Source organism: Lentzea miocenica (assembly GCF_033949945.1).
In the GTDB taxonomy this organism is placed as follows: Bacteria; Actinomycetota; Actinomycetes; order Mycobacteriales; family Pseudonocardiaceae; genus Lentzea; species Lentzea miocenica.
Genome location: NZ_JAXAVW010000049.1, coordinates 50,069 through 66,913, shown reverse-complemented (window position 1 = coordinate 66,913; position 16,845 = coordinate 50,069). Strand labels below are relative to the sequence as shown.

The following is a 16,845-nucleotide window of genomic DNA, read 5'->3' as shown; positions in this document are numbered from 1 at the left end:
GGGGGGGGTGGGGGGGGGGCGCCCCCCCCACACCCCCCCCGGCCCCCCCCCGCCACCACAGGCCTAGGCGAGCGAGTCGCGCCAGGCCGTGTGCAGGGCCGCGAAACGGCCCCGCTCACCGATCAGCTCCTCTGGGGAGCCGTCTTCCACCACAATGCCACCATCGAGCACCAGTACGCGGTCCGCGATCAGGACCGTCGACAGGCGGTGGGCGATGATGAACGCCGTCCGGTCGGCCAGCACTGTCTCCAGGGCGGCCTGCACGGCGCGTTCGGTGGGTACGTCCAGTGATGATGTTGCCTCATCCAGGACCAGCACGGCGGGGTCGGCCAGGAAGGCGCGCGCGAAGGCGACCATCTGGCGTTGGCCCGCGGAGAGGCGGCCGCCTCGTTTGCGGACGTCCGTGTCGTAGCCGTCGGGGAGCGCGGCGATGAACTCGTGCGCGCCCAGTTCGGCGGCTGCTGCCTCGATCTCGGCACGGGACGCCGACGGGCGGCCCAGGGCGATGTTGTCGGCCACCGAGCCGGAGAACAGGAAGTTCTCCTGGGTCACCATCGTCACGGCTCGGCGCAGGTCCGTGTCCGCCACCGAACGCAGGTCCACGCCGTCCAGCAGCACGGTGCCGGCGGACGGGTCGTAGAACCGGCCCACGAGCTTGGCCACGGTGGTCTTGCCGGCACCGGTCGCGCCGACCAACGCCACGGTCTGGCCTGCTGGCACGTCCAAGGAGAAGCGAGGAAGCACCTGCCGGCTCGTGCCGGGGTAGCGGAACTCGACGTCGGCGAACCGGATGGCACCTCGCGCGTGCGGCAGAGCCACGGGCTTGGTGGGTTCGGGCACCGACGGCTCCTCCTCCAGGATGCCGGAGATCTTCTCCAGCGCGGCCGTGGCCGAGGAGTAGGAGTTCGCGAACATCGCCAGCTCGTCGAACGGGTCGTAGAAGCGGCGCAGGTACAGCATGAACGCCGCCAGCACGCCCAGTTCGAGGGAACCGCCCGCGACCCGGTAGGCGCCCCAGGCCAGGACGACGGCCAGGGACACGTTGCCGATCACGCGGATCGTCGCGACGAACGTGGCCATCACGCCCAGGGCGTCGGTGTTCGCGTCGCGGAACTGGGCGTTGAAGCCCGTCATGATCTGCTCGTTGCGGGGCTGGCGGCGGAACGCCTGCACCGCGCGGATGCCGTTCATGGACTCGACGAACTGGATGATGATCTTCGCGATGGCGCCGCGCGTGCCTCGGTAGGCCTCCATCGAGCGACGGCGGAACCAGCGCCAGATGAAGTACAGCGGCAGGAAGCCCGCGACCACGACGGACGCCAGTGGCGCGTCCATCCAGAGCAGGATGATCGCGATGCCCGCCACCGACAGAGCGGCGTTGAACAGGCTGTCCAGGCCCTCTTCCAGCAGGTCCTGCAACGCGTCGACGTCGCTGGTCAGCCGTGAGATGACCTTGCCGGACGTGTAGGACTCGTGGAATCCGACGGACAACCGCTGCGAGTGCCGGAAGATCCGCCCGCGCAGGTCCAGGACCAGGTCCTGGCCCACGCGGCCGGAGATCCGCAGGAACGCCCAGCGCAGGAACGTCGTCAGCACCGCGCAGACCGCGTACCCGGCCACGCACCACACCAGGATCGACAGGCCGCCGCCCATCGCCGCCGGGATGCCGCGGTCGATCGCGGCGGCGATCAGCAGCGGGCCCGCGAGGTTCGCGAGGTTGCCACCGATCACCGCGGCGACCGCCAGGGACGCGCGGCCGATGTGCGGGCGCAGCAACGAGCCCAGGAGCTTGCGCGACCGAGCCTGCAGCCGCAGTCCCGTCGAGTGCGAGATCTCGTCGATCTCCTCCGCGGCGACGCCGCGCCACTCCTCTTCACTCACGACGCCACCTCCTCTTCCACGATCTCCTCACTGTCCATGCTGGACAGCAGGCGCCGGTATTCCTCGTTCGTCTCCAACAACTTCCGGTGCGAGCCGATCGCGGCGATCTTGCCGTCGACCAGCATCGCGACGCGGTCGGCGAGCTGGACCGTCGACGACCGGTGCGCCACGACCAACGCCGTGGCGTCGCTCAGCACCCGGCGCAGCGCCCCCTCCACCTCGGCCTCGGTGTGGACGTCCAGCGCCGACAGCGGGTCGTCCAGCACCAGCACGGACGGCCTGCCGACGACCGCGCGGGCCAGCGCCAGCCGTTGCCGCTGACCACCGGACAGCGACAGACCCTGCTCGCCGATGCGGGTCGCGAGACCCCACGGCAGCGCCTCCACGAACTCCTCGGCCTTGGCCACCCGCAACGCCTCGCGCACCGCTTTCTCGGTCACGTCCGGCACTCCCAGCCCGACGTTCTCGGTCACCGACGCGGAGAACAGCACGGGTTCCTCGAACGCCGTGCCGACCACCCGCCGCAGGTCCTCCAGCGAGAGGTCCCGCACGTCGACGCCGTCGATCGTGATCCGGCCGCCGGTGACGTCCGCCAGCCGCGGCACGAGCGCGGTCAGCGTCGTCTTGCCGGAGCCGGTCGCGCCGACCAGTGCCACGGTCTCGCCCGGCCGCAGGTCGAGGTCCACGCCCGACAGCACCTCGCGGCCGTCGTCGAACGCGAACCGCACGCCCTCGAACCGGACGTGCCCGCGCAGCGGGGCCGGCAGCGGCGCGGGCGTGGCGGGGCTGGTGATCGTCACGGGGGAGTCGATGACCTCCCAGTAGCGTTCCAGCGCCGAGGCGGTCTGGTTCGTCTCCGCCAGCAACCAGCCGATGGAGTCGATCGGCCAGCGCAGGTAAGCGCTCACCGCGACGGCCGCGACCAGCGTGCCGACCGTCATCCAGCCGTTCACGATGCCGAGCGCGCCGACGCCGAGCATGCCCGCGATCGACAGCTCCGGCAGCACGATCAGCACCGACCACAGCGCGGCCAGGATCGAGACCTTGTTCAGCTCGGTGGCCCGCAGCTCCCGTGCCTGCGCCAGGAACCGCTTGGACAGCTCCGGCCCGCGCCCGAACGCCTTGAGCACCCGGATGCCGAGCACCGACTCCTCGACCGTCGTGGTCAGGTCGCCCGACTGGTCCTGGGCCCGGCGCGCGACGACCTTGAACTTCGACTCGAAGAAGTACGAGATGATCATCAACGGCAGCGCGCCGCACAACGACACGATCACCAGCCACGGTGAGAGCGCCGCGATGATGCCCAGCCCGATCAGCACGACCAGGGTGTTCACGATCAGGAAGATGATCGCGAACGCGACGAACCGCCGCACGGTCGTGAGGTCGTTCGTCGCGCGGGACAGCAGCTGACCGGACTGCCACCGGTCGTGGAACGCCACCGGCAGCCGCTGCAGGCGCTGGTACAGGTCGAGCCGCATCCGCGCCTCGACCTCGGCGGCGGGCTTGGCGACGAGCTTGCGCCGGATGTAGAACAGGCCTGCTTCGCTGAGCCCGAGCACCAGCACGCCCAGGATCAGCCACGGCAGGAGCGCGGTCTGCTTGTTCTGGATCGGACCGTCGACGATGCGCTGCGTGAGCAGCGGGATGCCGAGACCGCACAGCATCGCAAGCATCGTCGCCGACATCACGACAGCCATCCGTGCGCGGTGCGGCCGCACGTACGGCCACAACCTCCGCAAGGTCCGGATTGTCGAGTTACGTTGATCGCTCACGCGGTGAGCCCCCTCCAGGTCGTCTCCAAACTACGAAGAACGACCGACGGTCAGCATCCGGTTTTTCTCCCCACCGGAGCCTGCTGTCTCGACTTAGGTCGAGGTCAAGGGCACGATGACCACCATGACGCGGTATCTGCGAACCGAGCAGACGATGGCGTTTCCACACGGACGGCTCATCGCTTCACGCGAAGGAGCGAACTACGTGCTGGCTCCGGACGGCTGGGACCACCTGGCCGGCCCGAGGCCGCGGCACGCGATGTTCGTCTCGCGGGAGGAGGCCGAGGACTGGTGTGAGCGCGAGGGCTGGGACCTGCACCTGCTGGACGACGTACCTACGACTTCTTGAAGGTGAACAGGCCGACCAGCCCGTAGGCGACGGCCGCGAGCAACGCCTCGGCGTGGTGCCGGTTCGAGAACCACCCGATGACGGGTTCGTGCACCTTGAAGTAGAGCCCGATCCCCAGCAGGATCGGGCCGAGCAGGATGATCGGCCACACCGGCCGCACGCCGAAGATCCACAGGATCGGCCCGGCCAGCACCAGCGACGACACCAGCGCGAGCGGTAACCCGATCAGCACGAGCAGCAGGAACGTCGACATCGACGTGCTGTCGAGCCACGACTTCAGGAAGCCCGACTCGTACGCCCACGTCCACCCGAGCACCAGCCCTGCCCCGACGGCCATCGACAGGACCACCCGGAACAGCAGCCGGCGGCCTGCCCTACCCGTCCTGCCCGCGGTGCTCTGTTCGGTCACGCCGCCCACCGTAACCAGCGGTCACCTTGGCAGCCAAGGCGTAGCCACCGGCTCCGGCGAGAGCGACGACAACGATTCCGCTCTCCTCGGGCAGTTGGACCTGCACGAACCGGAGCAGGAACGAACTGAGGAGCAGCAACGCGACCGCGGCCACCGTCCCCGCGACGGCCGTCGGCCAGGCGGGGGAGAACCGGCCCAGCCGCAGCAGCCCCCACCCCACGAGTCCCCAGCCGACCACCAGCGCCGGGATCAGGATCAGCACCGCGAACAGCGCGCACCCCAGCCCGCTCTCCCGGCACGGGAGGTCGCCGGCCGGTTCGATCGACGCGAACCACCCGGCCCCGCACACCGCGCCCGTCAACGCCGCCGTGACCGCCCTCATGCGACCGATCATGGCGAGTCGCCGGTGACCTCGCCATGAGGAGAACTGCTCGACCGGCTACGGACGACCGCGCCTGCTCTTCCGCAGGTCGACCATCAGGTACACGAGCAGGGTGACGACGAGACCCACGCCGACCACCCAGCCGACCGCCTGCAGCAGCAGCGTCACAGGGTCCGGCCACAACTCGCATGCCTCGCCCTTAGTAGGGCACTTTGGGAAGGCCAACTCGTACGTCACGTCTTGTTTCTCGTGCTCAGAGCGGCCACGGCGTAGGCGAAGCACGGCACGATCACGGCCGCTGCCAACCGGAACTGACGCCCGTCCTCCTGCAGGAGGTCCAGGTAGAAGTCCTCGACGAGGACAGCCGCGACGATCAGCACGAGCCACAGCCCGCCACCGATCCCGGTGGCCTGCCAGCTGCGCTCCTTGCGCAACCCGGCCCACAACAGCGCACCGGCGACGAACATCCAGAACGCGAAGAGCACCGGCAACGCCATCCCCGCCACCACGGCGCAGCCCGGTCCTCCGGGAAGTCCGTCACAGCGCGACGGAAGCACGTCCAAACTCAGCAGGAATCCGGCACCGACGACCACCCCGACAACGGCCCCCACGACCGTGCGCAAAACCATGCGCCAACAACTATCCGATCAAGCCGGGAACACGGCCGATCTGCACAAACCCTCTACAGGATCTTCACTGCGAAATTTCACTGCGAACGCGGAGCCGTGAGCACGGCGATCAACACGTACAGCAAGGCGAACACCACGAAGCCGAGATACGGCCTCCCGAGCAGCAGCACCATCGCGACCACCGCCATGAGGGTCGCGGGCAGGGCCACCAGCCCTGCCCGCGACACGCTCAGCGAACGCAGCGCGAGCCAACCGAGGACCGCTCCTGCCACCGCGAAGACCGGCACGGCCGTCACGAAGGCGCCGAGGCAGCCCCAGTCGTCTTTCGAGCAGACCACTTCCGAGGCGATGAGCTCGAACATTCCCCACCAGGCAAGCCCGAGGAGTGCACCCACTCCGGCAGCCAGCGCGAGACGGCGTCCCACTGCGCGTCAATCAGCGGTTCGACCGCACGCCCAGTAAAACGTCCTCCCACGATGGAACGATGGGGTGGTTCTTCTTCCCCCGCTTCGGAGGAGGGTCCTTGCGCACCGGCTTCTCCGCCGCGGGCTCCTGCTCCTTCTTCACCGGTGGTGCGGCAGGGGCAGGCGCGGGCTCCGGCTCAGGCAGCTTCTCCTGAACCGGCATCTCGGCCACCACCGGAGCGGGGGCCGGCGCCGGGGCGGGTGCCGGAGCAGAGGCCTGCACCGGCACGGGTACGGGCTCCTCCGCGACCGGAACGGCGGGAAGCACCGGAGTCGCCTCCAGGGCCTGCCGCGCCAGCTGCGTCACCGGCCGCACCGTGCGCAGGGTCCGGTTCGGGTTCGGGTCCATCAGGTCGACCGCGACGTCGTCGAGCGCCGTGACCGTGCCGCCCTGCGCACCGGGGTGGAACGCCCAGTGCGCGCGGTTCTCCGAGCGCCCGGTCATCCAGTGCAGCTGCACGATCCAGCGGCCGTCGTCGCCGCGCCACGCGTCCCACTTGGTGTCGGACAGGTCGTGTCCGCGCAGCCCGAAGGAGTGCGCGACGACCTCACCGAGCGTCTGCACGTCCGGACCGTCCTCACGGACCGGGTGCGCGCGCTGGGCCAGGTCGGCCGTGCGCGAGCGCTCCAGCAGCACGGGGTAGGCGAAGCGCTCGATGCGGTGCGTCGGCATGCCCGCGGCAGCCGCGACCTGCTCGATCGACTCACCGGCGCGGATGCGGGCCTGGATCTCGCGCGGCCGCATGAGGGCCTCGCCCGACTCGATCTGCATCTGGCCGAGGCGCGCCAGATCACCGCGCAGGGCCGCCCGAAGGCGCTCGTCAGCGGGGAGCGTGAAGCGCTCGCCGCGGTTTTCGGGGTCCTCGAGGATGACGGACTTGCCGTCCTCGTCGAGCCCGATGACTCGCAGCGCTCGCATCGTGGCCTCCCTGAATTCGCACCTCGCCAGCAGACAACGTTAGGACAACGAGCCGTCCTTGGGTGGGAGACTCGCCGATATCTCTACGTGATCTTGCCAGTTCACGAGGCCTGTCGCACTCCCGTTTCCGGAAGGTTCACCTGGACCACCAGCCCGCCTCCCCCGTTCGGGCGAGCCTTCGCCGAGCCCTGATGGGCCTTCGCGACGGACTGGACGATCGACAGACCGAGGCCGGATCCGGCGGTCCCGGTGCGGTCGCGGAGCCGGCGGAACGGCTCGAACAATCCGGGTACTGCCTGGGCAGGCACGGTGGGACCGGTGTTGGTGACGATCAGTTCTTGATCAAGCCGCACCGACACGGAGCCGCCCGGTTTGTTGTAGAGCACGGCGTTGCGCAACAGGTTGCCGACGAGCTGGGCAAGTAGGACCGGATCGCCGTCCACCAGATACCTGCGCGTCTGGACCGCAAACGTGACGTTTTTCTCCGAAGCCAGCGCCGCGCACGACTCCACTTCGTCGTCGATCACCTCGTCCAGCCACACCAGCTCACGCGTGGCGAGGCCGCGGTCACTGCGAGCGAGCAGCAACAGCCCGTCGATGAGCTTCTCGCTTCGCTCGTTGGTGTCGAGCAGATGCGCTCCGAGACGGCGGATCTCGTCCGACGCGCCGGGGTCGCCCAAGGCCACCTCGATCAACGTCCGTTGCACGGCCAACGGCGTGCGCAGCTCGTGCGAGGCGTTCGCGACGAACCGCTTCTGGCTGTCGAACGACGACGCGAGCCGGTCGAGCATGCCGTCGAAGGTGTCCGCGAGCTCCTTGAGCTCGTCCGGCGGCCCGTCCAGCTCGATGCGCTGGTCCAGCCGTTCGGCCTCCAGCCGGTGCGCGGTCGTGGTGATCGAGTGCAACGGCGCCAGCACCCGTCCGGCCACCACCCAGCCGAGCCAGACGGCGATCACCGCGGCCACCAGCAGCGCGATGATCGACTGCCACAGGACCGTGTTCATCGTGCTCGCCTTGATCTGCTCGCCGGTGAACACCGCGGTGTCACCCGGCAGCTGAGCCGCCTCGACCGCCGTGTACCCGGTGTACGGGTCCATCAGCTCCGCCGGCACCGTCCTGGCCATCGCCACGCCGTCGCCCGGTGTCCACTCGGCGAGCAGCCAGTAGTTGAGCCCGATCAGCGCGATGCCCGCGATCAGGAACACCCCGGCGTACCAGGCCGTCAGCCTGGTCCGCAGCGTCACGAGCCGAACCGGTAGCCGGCGCCGGGCACGGTCTGGATGACCTGCGGCGTGCCCAGCTTGCGCCGCAGTGTCATCACCGCCACCCGCACGGCGTTGGTGAACGGGTCGGCGTGCTCGTCCCAGGCCTTCTCCAGCAGTTCCTCGGGACTCACGACGTTGCCCTGCGCCCGCATCAGCACCTCCAGCACGGCGAACTCCTTCGGGGACAGCGGCAGGAACTTCCCGTCGCGCGACGCCTGATGGCGCGGCAGGTCCAGCGTCACGCCCGCCCGTTCGAGCACCGGCGGCAAGGCCGGACGGGCCCGGCGGCCCAGTGCCTGCACGCGCGCCACCAGTTCGGCGAACGCGAACGGCTTGGTCAGGTAGTCGTCGGCACCGAGCCCGAGCCCGGCGACCCGATCGTCCACTTCGGCCGCCGCCGTCAGCATCAGCACCCGCGCCTCGCCGCCGGTCGCGTGCACCGCCTTGCACACGTCGTCACCGTGGACGAGCGGCAGGTCGCGGTCCAGCACCACGACGTCGTACGCGTGCACCCCCACCCGTTCCAACGCCGCTTCGCCGTCGTAGCAGACGTCCACCGCCATCGAGAACCTCCGCAGCCCCTCGGCGATCGTGTCCGCGAGCAGCTGTTCGTCCTCGACCACCAGCACACGCATGACACCCATCTTCCGCGAACAGCGGATAAGCGCCGGATAAAGGCTTTCGCTTAGCGCCGTCGAATGGCGCCCTCCGTAGACCTGTCCCCATGAAATCCACCATCGCATTGGTGCTGGGCCTGCTCCTGGCGCTCACCGCCTGCGGGTCGAAAGAGCAGCCGGGCGGCGCTCAGAAGGACGAGAAGGGCGACATGGTCAAGTTCGCCCAGTGCATGCGGGAGAACGGTGTCGACATGCCGGACCCGCAGACGAGCGAGGACGGCATGGGCATCACGATCCAGGGCGGAGAGGACGGTGCTCCCCTCGACGAGGAGAAGATGAAGACCGCCCACGAGGCCTGCAAGAAGCACCTGCCCAACGGCGGCGAGTTCAAGCCGCCGTCGCCGGAGGAGCAGGACAAGATGCGCCAGCAGGCGAAGTGCATGCGGGACAAGGGACACGACTGGCCCGACCCCAAGTTCGAGGGCGGCGGCCTGGCAGAGGCCAGGCAGATGCCGGACATGGAAGACGACAAGGTCAAGCAGGACATGAAGGACTGCGGCCTCGGTGAAGGCATGATCGCGGCGAGGCCCGTCGGATGAAGCGCCAGGTGAACAGGAAGATCCTCATCGCCGCGCTCGTCGCCGCGGTGGTGCTCGGCACCGGCGGGGTCGTGGTGCTCACGAGAATCGCGTCCAACCAGGCCAACGCCGCACCGTTGCAGAACGACCCGGCCAAGACCACACCGGTCAAGAAGACGAACCTCGCGGACCAGCAGTCGGCGAGCGGCCAGCTCGGCTTCGGCGCGGAACGAGCTCTGGCCAGCCGGAAAAGTGGCACCATCACCGGGCTGCCGAACCAGGGCGCTGTCATCGACCAGGGCAAACCGGTGTTCTGGTCGGACGCCAAGCCGGTGCCGCTGTTCTACAGCGCGATGCCGCTCTACCGCGATCTCGAAGCGGGCATGTCGAACGGACCCGACGTCAAGGTGGTGGAGGAGAACCTCGCCGCACTGGGGTTCAAGGACTTCGGCGCCCCCGACGAGAAGTTCACCTCCTACACGGCCTCCGCGCTGAAGAAGTGGCAGAAGGCCAACGGCCTGGAGCAGACCGGAAAGCTCGGCTCCGGTGATGTGATCGTCCAGCCGGGAGCGATCCGGGTGGCCTCACTGACCGGGCAGCTCGGCGCACCCGCCGGCGGTGACCTGATGAAGGTCACCGGCACTGAACGCGCGGTGACCGTCGAACTGGAGCAGACCAAGCAGCGCCTCGCCAAGCAGGGCGAGAAGGTCGAGCTGTCGATCACCGGCGGCAAGCCCACCACCGGCACCATCACCGGCATCACCCGCACCCCCGGCGACCAGAACCAGGGGCAGAAGCCGAAGATCGTGCTGACGATCGCCGTCGACGATCCCAAGGCCGCGGAAGGACTCGACACCGCCAACGTCACGGCGCTGTTCACGGTGGCGAAGAAGCAGAACGTGCTCGCGGTCCCGATCGGCGCGCTGCTCGCGTTGAACGAGGGCGGCTACGGCCTGGTGACCGACGACGGCAAGACCATCCCGGTCACCGTCGGGATCTTCGCCAAGGGCCAGGTCGAGGTGCAGGGCGAGGGCCTGCGCGAAGGCATGAAGGTGGTGACCACCGAGTGATCACCGTCGACCACGCGAGCCGGACGTATCCCGGTGGTGTGCAGGCGTTGCGCGACGTCTCCCTGACCGTCGGGGGCGGGGAGATGCTCGCGATCGTGGGACCGTCGGGCTCGGGGAAGTCGACGCTGCTGCACCTGATGGGCACGCTCGACAAGCCCACGACAGGGACGGTCGAGATCGACGGCAACGACATCTCCACCTTGTCGGACAACGCTTTGTCGGCTTTGCGGGCACGCACGATCGGGTTCGTGTTCCAGCAGTTCTTCCTCACCGACGGGCTGTCCGCGATCGAGAACGTGGCCTCCGGACTCGTCTACGCCGGCGTGCCGCGCTCGAAGAGACGCTCCATGGCGATGTCCGCTTTGGACAGAGTCGGTCTGATCAACCGCGCGCTGCACAAGCCGCACGAGCTGTCCGGTGGTGAACGTCAGCGGGTCGCGATCGCCCGAGCCGTGGTGAACACGCCGGGGATCCTGCTCGCCGACGAGCCGACCGGAAATCTCGACACGCAGAACGGCGCGGGCGTGCTGGAGTTGTTGGAGAGCCTCAACTCCGACGGCACGACGATCGTGCTGATCACGCACGACCGGGACATCGCGGCGTGGGCGCCGCGCCGCGTCGAGGTGCGGGACGGGGTGATCGTGTGATCGACCTGCTGCGCCTTGGCTTCTTCGGCATGCGGACCCGCCCGATCCGCGCCGTCCTCTCCGCACTGGGCATCGCGATCGGCATCGCCGCGGTGGTCGCGGTCGTCGGCATCCCGGCCTCCAGCGCGGCGGCTCTCAAGGACAAGATGTCCAAGCTGGGCACCAACCTCCTGACCGCCGCGCCCGGCCAGGACTTCTTCGGCCAGGACGCGAAGCTGCCGGAGACCGCGGTGCCGATGGCCAAGCGGATCGGTGCGGTGTCGTCGGCCAGCGCGACGGGCAAGATCTCCGCGAGCGTTCGCAAGAACGACCTCGTGCCGACGAGCGACACGCTCGGGTTGCAGGTGCAGGCGGCGGAGAAGGACCTGCTGAAGGTGCTCAACGCCGAGGTCCGCGAGGGCAGGTGGCTGTCGCCCGGCGAGAAGTCGGTGGTGCTCGGGGGCACCGCGGCCTCGCGCCTGGGCATCGACAAGCCCGGCGTGCAGCTGTGGATCGACGGTCAGTGGTTCACCGTGGTCGGCATCCTCGGTCCGTTGCCGCTCTCGCCGGAGATCGACAGGTCCGCGCTGGTCGGCTGGGAGGCGGCGAAGGAGGCGTTCGGGTTCGAGGGCAACGCCAACACGGTCTACGTGCGCACGTCCGAGTCCGAGGTCGAGAACGTCCGCAACCTGCTCGGGCCGACGCTGAACCCGCAGAAGTCCAACGAGGTCAAGGTGTCCCGGCCGTCCGAGGCGCTGGAGGCACAGCAGCTGGCGGAAAGTTCCTACAACGCGTTGTTCCTGGGATTGGGCGGGGTCGCGTTGTTGGTGGGTGGCGTCGGCGTGGCGAACACGATGGTGATCTCGGTCCTGGAACGCCGGAGGGAGATCGGTCTGCGGCGGGCGCTCGGGGCGACCCGGCGGCAGATCAGATGGCAGTTCCTGACCGAGTCGGTGCTGTTGTCCGGCCTTGGCGGACTGGTCGGCGTGATCGTGGGAATCGCGGTCACGGCCGGATATTCGATCAGTCAGCAATGGCCGGCGGCACTGCCGTGGCCGGCCCTGCTCGGGGGAGTGGGCTCGGCGATCCTCATCGGCGCCGTCGCCGGCGTCTATCCCGCGGTGCGGGCGGCACGTCAGTCGCCCACGGAAGCACTTGCCTGAAAAGCCTTGGGGTGCACCGACAATCGAGTCGGTGCACCCCAGGTTGCTGCCTTGCCCAGAACTCAGAGCTGGCCGACGACCCAGTCGATGGCCTGCGTGAGGATCGTGATGTCGTTCGGCTCGATGGCCGGGAACATCGCGACCCGCAGCTGGTTCTTGCCGAGCTTGCGGTACGGCTCGACGTCCACGATCCCGTTGGCGCGCAGCACCTTCGCCACGACGGCCGCGTCCACCTCGTCGGAGAAGTTGATCGTGCCGACGACCTGCGAGCGGTCAGCGGCCTTCTCGACGTACGGCGTGGTGTAGGCGGTCTTCTCGGCCCAGCCGTACAGGCGGTCCGAGGAGTCCTTGGTGCGTGCGACGGACCAGTCGAGGCCGCCGTTGCCGTTGATCCAGTCGATCTGGTGCGCCAGCAGGAAGAGCGTGGCGACCGACGGCGTGTTGTACGTCTGGTCCTTGGTGGAGTTGTCGAGCGCGGTCGGCAGCGACAGGAACTCCGGCACCCAGCGGTCCTTGAGCTCCTCGACGCGGGCGAGCGCGGCCGGCGACATGAGCGCGAGCCACAGGCCGCCGTCCGAGGCGAACGACTTCTGCGGCGCGAAGTAGTAGACGTCGAAGTCTTCGGCCTTGACCGGCAGGCCACCGGCACCGGACGTCGCGTCGATCGCGATGAGCGCGTCCCCGGAACCCTCGATGCGAGTCACCGGCATCGCCACACCGGTCGAGGTCTCGTTCTGCGCCCAGCCGACCAGGTCGGCGCCCTCGGCGTGGAAGAGCTCGGGCGCGGTGCCCGGCTCGGCCTTGGTGACCAGCGAGTCCTTCAGGAACGGCGCGGTTTGGGTGACCTTCGCGAACTTGGAGGAGAACTCACCGTTGGTGAAGTGCTGCGCGGTCTCGCGGACCAGCCCGAACGACGCCGCGTCCCAGAACGCCGTGGTGCCGCCGTTGCCGAGCACGACCTCGTAGCCGTCGGGGAGCTGGAACAGCTCGCGCAGTCCGGAGCGGACGCGGCCGACGAGGTTCTTGACGGGCTTCTGCCGGTGCGACGTGCCGAGCAGCGCGGCACCCTCGGACGCGAGGGCCTGCACGGCCTCGGGACGCACCTTGGACGGTCCACAGCCGAAGCGGCCGTCGGACGGCTTGAGCTCGGCGGGAAGCACCAACGAGGTCGGATCGGCGGTCTGGGTCATGGGTCACGCCTCCGGGGCGATTGACGAGCTTCAGGGACCTGACCGGCGCCGTTGCCGGAGTTCACAGTGTTGCAGGAGGGTGGCCGGGAGATGTCAGCCGGGTGTCCTGGGTCACGGAGAACAGGTCCCGGGAACGTCACCGCAGCATGCCGCGATCCATTGCCGTCGTGACCGCCGCGGTGCGGTCCGACACGCCCAGCTTGTTGAACACCCTCAGCAGGTGAGTCTTGACGGTCGCCTCCGAGATGAACAGCGTCCGTCCGATCTCGACGTTCGACATACCCTTCGCGACCAGCCGCAACACCTCGGCCTCGCGGGCGGACAGCGGCGGCGTGCGCACCTGCCCGACGACCTTCGCGACCATCGACGGCGCCAGCACGGTCTCGCCCCGCGCCGCCGCCCGGATCGCCGCGATGAGGTCCTCGGTGGTCGAGTCCTTGAGCAGATAGCCGGACGCGCCGGCCTCGACCGCGCGAAGAATGTCCGAATCGGTCTCGTACGTCGTGAGCACCAGCACGCGCGGCCCGGTTCCGACGATCTTCGCGGTCGCCGCGACACCGTCCATTTCGGGCATCCGCAGGTCCATCAGCACGACGTCCGGCTGCAAGGCGGCGGCTTTCTCGATGGCCTCCTGGCCCGACCCGGCGTCGCCGACGACCTCCAGGTCGTCCGCGACGAGCATGCCCTTCAACCCCTGACGCACGACGGGGTGGTCGTCCACCAGCAGAATCCTGATCACAGCGGTACCTCCACCAGCACGGACGCCCCGGTTTGATCATTTTGGCCATCGCTCGACAGCGAGAGCGTGCCACCCACCTGTTCCAGCCTCGCGCGCATGCCCCGCAGGCCGAATCCCTCCGGCGCCTCCCCGAACCCGCGCCCGTCGTCGCGCACCTCCAGCGACACGCTGTCCTCGTCGAATCTCATCACCACGTCGACCCGCGACGCCCCGGAGTGCCGTGCCACGTTGTGCAACGCCTCCTGAACGGTCCGCAGCAACACCACCTCGGCCGAGGTCTGGAGTCCGACCGGGTCACCGATCACCCGGAACGTCGACGGCAGCGCAGCGCCGGACACCAACCGCCGCAACGCGTCCTCCAGCGTCGAACCGTCCAAAGGCGACGGTGCGTTGGAAGCCACCAGGGCCCGCGCCTCGCGGAGGTTCTCCCGTGCGGTCTGCAGCGCCAGCTCGACGTTCGGCTGCGCGCCCTGCAGCAGCGTGATGATCGACGTGAAGCCCTGCGCCAGCGTGTCGTGGATGTCCGCCGACCACCGCGCCCGCTCGGCCTCGATGGTCAGCGCCTCGACGCGTTGCAGCAGCTCACCGCGCTGCTGGTTCTGCTGCGCGATCCGGCTCACGGCCCACCCGAACGCATGGGAGAAGCCGATGATCAGCAGCGCGGCCGGCCACGGCAGTGCCGGCACCGCGCCCGCGACCCAGGTCAGGATCTGCGGGGTGAACACGAACAACACCATCGGGAAGAACGCCCACGCGATCGGCAGGACCATGTAGATCTGCGGGACCAGGCCGAACAGGGCGAAGGTCGCGCTGCCGCTGAACCAGACCGCCGGGGCGAAGGTGGCGAGCGAGCCTGCCACGTAGACGAACCCGTGCCAGTCGTCGTCGCCGCGGACGACGAGGCGCCTGCCGTAGAGCACGAACCACAGACCGTTCAGGCACAACAACCCCGCCGCCGTCAGGCGGTCGGCGAGGCTGTTGTTGTCGATCAGGATGAGCGCGAGCGCGGTGACCTGGGTGAGCGCGAAGAGCACGTACCAGGTGATCAGCTGGCGGTGTTGCTCCAGCGGAACGTCCGCGCCACCAGCACCAGGCCGCCGATCGTCCACGCTCCCAGCACCAGCGCGATCTTGCCGAGCTCCCATGATCCCGCCGCCTCCATGACCGCGTAGCCGTCGTTCAGTGCGAACACCGAGCGGAAACCCTGACACACCCACTTGAGCGGGAAGAGCGAACCCGTCACGCGCAGGGACTCCGGCAGCACCGCCTGGCTGATGAAAACCCCGGAGAGGAACTGCAACACGATGTAGGGCAGGTTGAGCACGCCCGCCGCGTTCCTGGTGGACTTCGCGATCGAGCTGAGCGCGACGCCGATCAGCGAGCACGAGATGACGCCGAGCACGAACACCCAGCCGAACGTGAACCACTTCTCCGCGGTCGACGGCAGTGCGACGTCGAACCGCAGCATCGCGACGATCATCAGCAACACGGCCTCGAACAGGCTCGACACGAAGACCAGGATGATCTTGCCGATGAAGTAGGACGTGAACGGCATCGGTGTGCCGCGCAGGCGTTTGAGCGTGCCGTCCTCGCGGTCGGCCACCACGCTCATGCCGAGTCCGACGAACGACGTCGAGATGATGCCGGCACCGATCATGCTGGCCGCGAACATCTGGCCGTGCGCGGCCTCGTGCACGTAGACGGTGCCGAGCAGCAGCATCAGGATCGCGGGCAGCGACACCGTGAAGATGAGGTTTTCCTTCTGCCGGAAGAACTCCCGCAGCTCGGTCGCACCCCTCGAGAGACCGAGCGACAGGGTTCCGGGCAGAGCCACCGCGGTGGTCATTTGATCAGCTCCAGGTAGACGTCTTCCAGCGACGGGCGGGTGACGGTGAGTTCGGCGAGCTCGCCGTCGCGGGACAGCTCGGCGATCGCCTTGGTGGGCTCGGAGGTCTTGATCTCCGTGTAGCCGCGGCCGGACATCCAGCGCACGGTCGCGTCGGCGTGCGCACGGCCACCGAGCGTCTGCGGCGTGCCCTCGGCGACGATCCGGCCGCCCGCGAGCACGGCGACGCGGTCGGCGAGCGCCTCCGCCTCGTCCAGGTAGTGCGTGGTCAGCAGGATCGTGGTGCCCTCAGCGGCCAGCAGCTTGATCAGGCTCCAGAACTGGCGGCGCGCCTCGGGGTCGAAGCCGGTGGTCGGCTCGTCCAGGAACATCAGCTCGGGGCGGCCGATGATGCCGAGCGCCACGTCGAGCCGGCGCCGCTGACCACCGGACAACTTGCCGCCGCGGGACTTGGCCTTCTCGGTGAGCCCGACGAGCTCGATGACCTCGTCCGGGTCACGCGGGTCGGCGTAGTACCTGGCGTAGTGCTGGACGGCCTCGCGGACCGTGAGCGTGGCGGCGTCGGTCGCGCTCTGCAGCACGATGCCGAGCTTCGAGCGCCACTCCCTGCTGCCCTTGGCCGGGTCGACGCCCAGCACGCTGACCTCGCCCGCGTCGCGGTCGCGGTGCCCCTCCAGGATCTCGACGCTCGTGGTCTTGCCGGCGCCGTTCGGGCCGAGGACCGCGAACACCTCGCCTCGTGCGACGTCGAGGTCCACCCCTGCCACCGCCTGGTGGCCCTTGTAGGCCTTCCTGAGGCCCCTCACTCGGATCGCGTTCATGGGGTGAATCGTGCGTTTTCGAGGCGGTCCGGCGGGACGACCGCACCGCTGACCCCGGTTGTCAACCGCTCGGTGGACACGCGACCGTGTTTCAGCCGTGTTTCCACTGCTCGATATGGCGGTTT

Annotated in this window: 19 protein-coding genes; 5 read left to right on the top strand and 14 right to left on the bottom strand. The window is 68.9% G+C overall.

Going from position 1 to position 16,845, the window contains the following annotated elements; all coding sequences use genetic code 11:
- Positions 1–63: 63 nt before the first annotated feature.
- Both SK803_RS42065 and SK803_RS42060 read right to left on the bottom strand, forming a co-directional pair.
- A complete protein-coding gene (locus SK803_RS42065; protein ID WP_319971815.1) occupies positions 64–1,881 on the bottom strand; it encodes an ABC transporter ATP-binding protein in 1,818 nt (605 codons plus the stop codon).
- On the bottom strand, positions 1,878–3,620 hold the full coding sequence (locus SK803_RS42060; protein ID WP_319971814.1) for an ABC transporter ATP-binding protein: 1,743 nt from the start codon (positions 3,618–3,620) through the stop codon (positions 1,878–1,880). The genes SK803_RS42065 and SK803_RS42060 overlap by 4 nt, the downstream gene beginning before the upstream one ends.
- A gap of 148 nt (positions 3,621–3,768) precedes the next feature.
- On the opposite strand from SK803_RS42060, the gene SK803_RS42055 reads away from it, so the two are divergent.
- A complete protein-coding gene (locus SK803_RS42055; RefSeq protein ID WP_319971813.1) occupies positions 3,769–4,002 on the top strand; it encodes a hypothetical protein in 234 nt (77 codons plus the stop codon).
- Here the strand turns inward: SK803_RS42055 and SK803_RS42050 are convergent.
- The 7 genes from SK803_RS42050 to SK803_RS42020 all read right to left on the bottom strand — a co-directional run bounded on the left by SK803_RS42050 (position 3,989) and on the right by SK803_RS42020 (position 8,705).
- Complete coding sequence (locus tag SK803_RS42050) at positions 3,989–4,411, bottom strand: hypothetical protein (RefSeq protein WP_319971812.1); 423 nt, start codon at positions 4,409–4,411, stop codon at positions 3,989–3,991. The genes SK803_RS42055 and SK803_RS42050 overlap by 14 nt on opposite strands.
- Complete coding sequence (locus tag SK803_RS42045) at positions 4,377–4,793, bottom strand: hypothetical protein (RefSeq protein WP_319971811.1); 417 nt, start codon at positions 4,791–4,793, stop codon at positions 4,377–4,379. The genes SK803_RS42050 and SK803_RS42045 overlap by 35 nt, the downstream gene beginning before the upstream one ends.
- 233 nt (positions 4,794–5,026) lie before the next feature.
- Positions 5,027–5,422 carry a hypothetical protein gene (locus tag SK803_RS42040; RefSeq protein ID WP_319971810.1) on the bottom strand — a complete coding sequence of 132 codons (396 nt, stop codon included), beginning with the start codon at positions 5,420–5,422 and terminating at the stop codon, positions 5,027–5,029.
- Positions 5,423–5,499: 77 nt separating this feature from the next.
- Positions 5,500–5,784 (bottom strand): hypothetical protein, encoded by a 285-nt coding sequence (locus SK803_RS42035; RefSeq protein ID WP_319971809.1) that lies wholly within the window; start codon positions 5,782–5,784, stop codon positions 5,500–5,502.
- Between the two features lie 73 nt (positions 5,785–5,857).
- Positions 5,858–6,805, bottom strand: a complete 948-nt coding sequence (gene sepH, locus SK803_RS42030) for a septation protein SepH (protein WP_319971808.1) — start codon at positions 6,803–6,805, stop codon at positions 5,858–5,860.
- Between the two features lie 101 nt (positions 6,806–6,906).
- On the bottom strand, positions 6,907–8,049 hold the full coding sequence (locus tag SK803_RS42025) for a sensor histidine kinase (RefSeq protein ID WP_319971807.1): 1,143 nt from the start codon (positions 8,047–8,049) through the stop codon (positions 6,907–6,909).
- Entirely contained in the window at positions 8,046–8,705 is a 660-nt protein-coding gene (locus tag SK803_RS42020; protein ID WP_319971806.1) for a response regulator transcription factor, read from the bottom strand. Before SK803_RS42020 ends, SK803_RS42025 begins: the two co-directional genes overlap by 4 nt.
- Before the next feature lie 89 nt (positions 8,706–8,794).
- Here SK803_RS42020 and SK803_RS42015 point away from each other — a divergent pair, with 89 nt between their 5' ends.
- The 4 genes from SK803_RS42015 to SK803_RS42000 are packed head-to-tail and all read left to right on the top strand — an operon-like array spanning position 8,795 to position 12,124.
- Positions 8,795–9,286: a hypothetical protein gene (locus SK803_RS42015; protein ID WP_319971805.1), complete on the top strand. Its 492-nt coding sequence runs from the start codon at positions 8,795–8,797 to the stop codon at positions 9,284–9,286.
- A gap of 8 nt (positions 9,287–9,294) precedes the next feature.
- A complete protein-coding gene (locus SK803_RS42010; RefSeq protein ID WP_319971804.1) occupies positions 9,295–10,335 on the top strand; it encodes a peptidoglycan-binding domain-containing protein in 1,041 nt (346 codons plus the stop codon).
- Complete coding sequence (locus SK803_RS42005; protein WP_319971803.1) at positions 10,332–10,982, top strand: ABC transporter ATP-binding protein; 651 nt, start codon at positions 10,332–10,334, stop codon at positions 10,980–10,982. The genes SK803_RS42010 and SK803_RS42005 overlap by 4 nt, the downstream gene beginning before the upstream one ends.
- Before the next feature lie 29 nt (positions 10,983–11,011).
- A complete protein-coding gene (locus tag SK803_RS42000) occupies positions 11,012–12,124 on the top strand; it encodes an ABC transporter permease (RefSeq protein ID WP_319971819.1) in 1,113 nt (370 codons plus the stop codon).
- A 62-nt stretch (positions 12,125–12,186) separates the two neighbouring features.
- On the opposite strand, the gene serC is transcribed toward SK803_RS42000, so the two are convergent.
- The 5 genes from serC to SK803_RS41975 all read right to left on the bottom strand — a co-directional run bounded on the left by serC (position 12,187) and on the right by SK803_RS41975 (position 16,720).
- Positions 12,187–13,314, bottom strand: a complete 1,128-nt coding sequence (gene serC, locus SK803_RS41995; protein WP_319971802.1) for a phosphoserine transaminase — start codon at positions 13,312–13,314, stop codon at positions 12,187–12,189.
- Between the two features lie 136 nt (positions 13,315–13,450).
- Entirely contained in the window at positions 13,451–14,053 is a 603-nt protein-coding gene (locus tag SK803_RS41990) for a response regulator transcription factor (protein WP_319971801.1), read from the bottom strand.
- Entirely contained in the window at positions 14,050–15,162 is a 1,113-nt protein-coding gene (locus SK803_RS41985; protein ID WP_319971800.1) for a sensor histidine kinase, read from the bottom strand. The genes SK803_RS41990 and SK803_RS41985 overlap by 4 nt, the downstream gene beginning before the upstream one ends.
- Positions 15,099–15,899 (bottom strand): ABC transporter permease, encoded by an 801-nt coding sequence (locus tag SK803_RS41980; RefSeq protein ID WP_319971799.1) that lies wholly within the window; start codon positions 15,897–15,899, stop codon positions 15,099–15,101. Before SK803_RS41980 ends, SK803_RS41985 begins: the two co-directional genes overlap by 64 nt.
- On the bottom strand, positions 15,896–16,720 hold the full coding sequence (locus SK803_RS41975; RefSeq protein ID WP_319971798.1) for an ABC transporter ATP-binding protein: 825 nt from the start codon (positions 16,718–16,720) through the stop codon (positions 15,896–15,898). The genes SK803_RS41980 and SK803_RS41975 overlap by 4 nt, the downstream gene beginning before the upstream one ends.
- Positions 16,721–16,845: the final 125 nt, after the last annotated feature.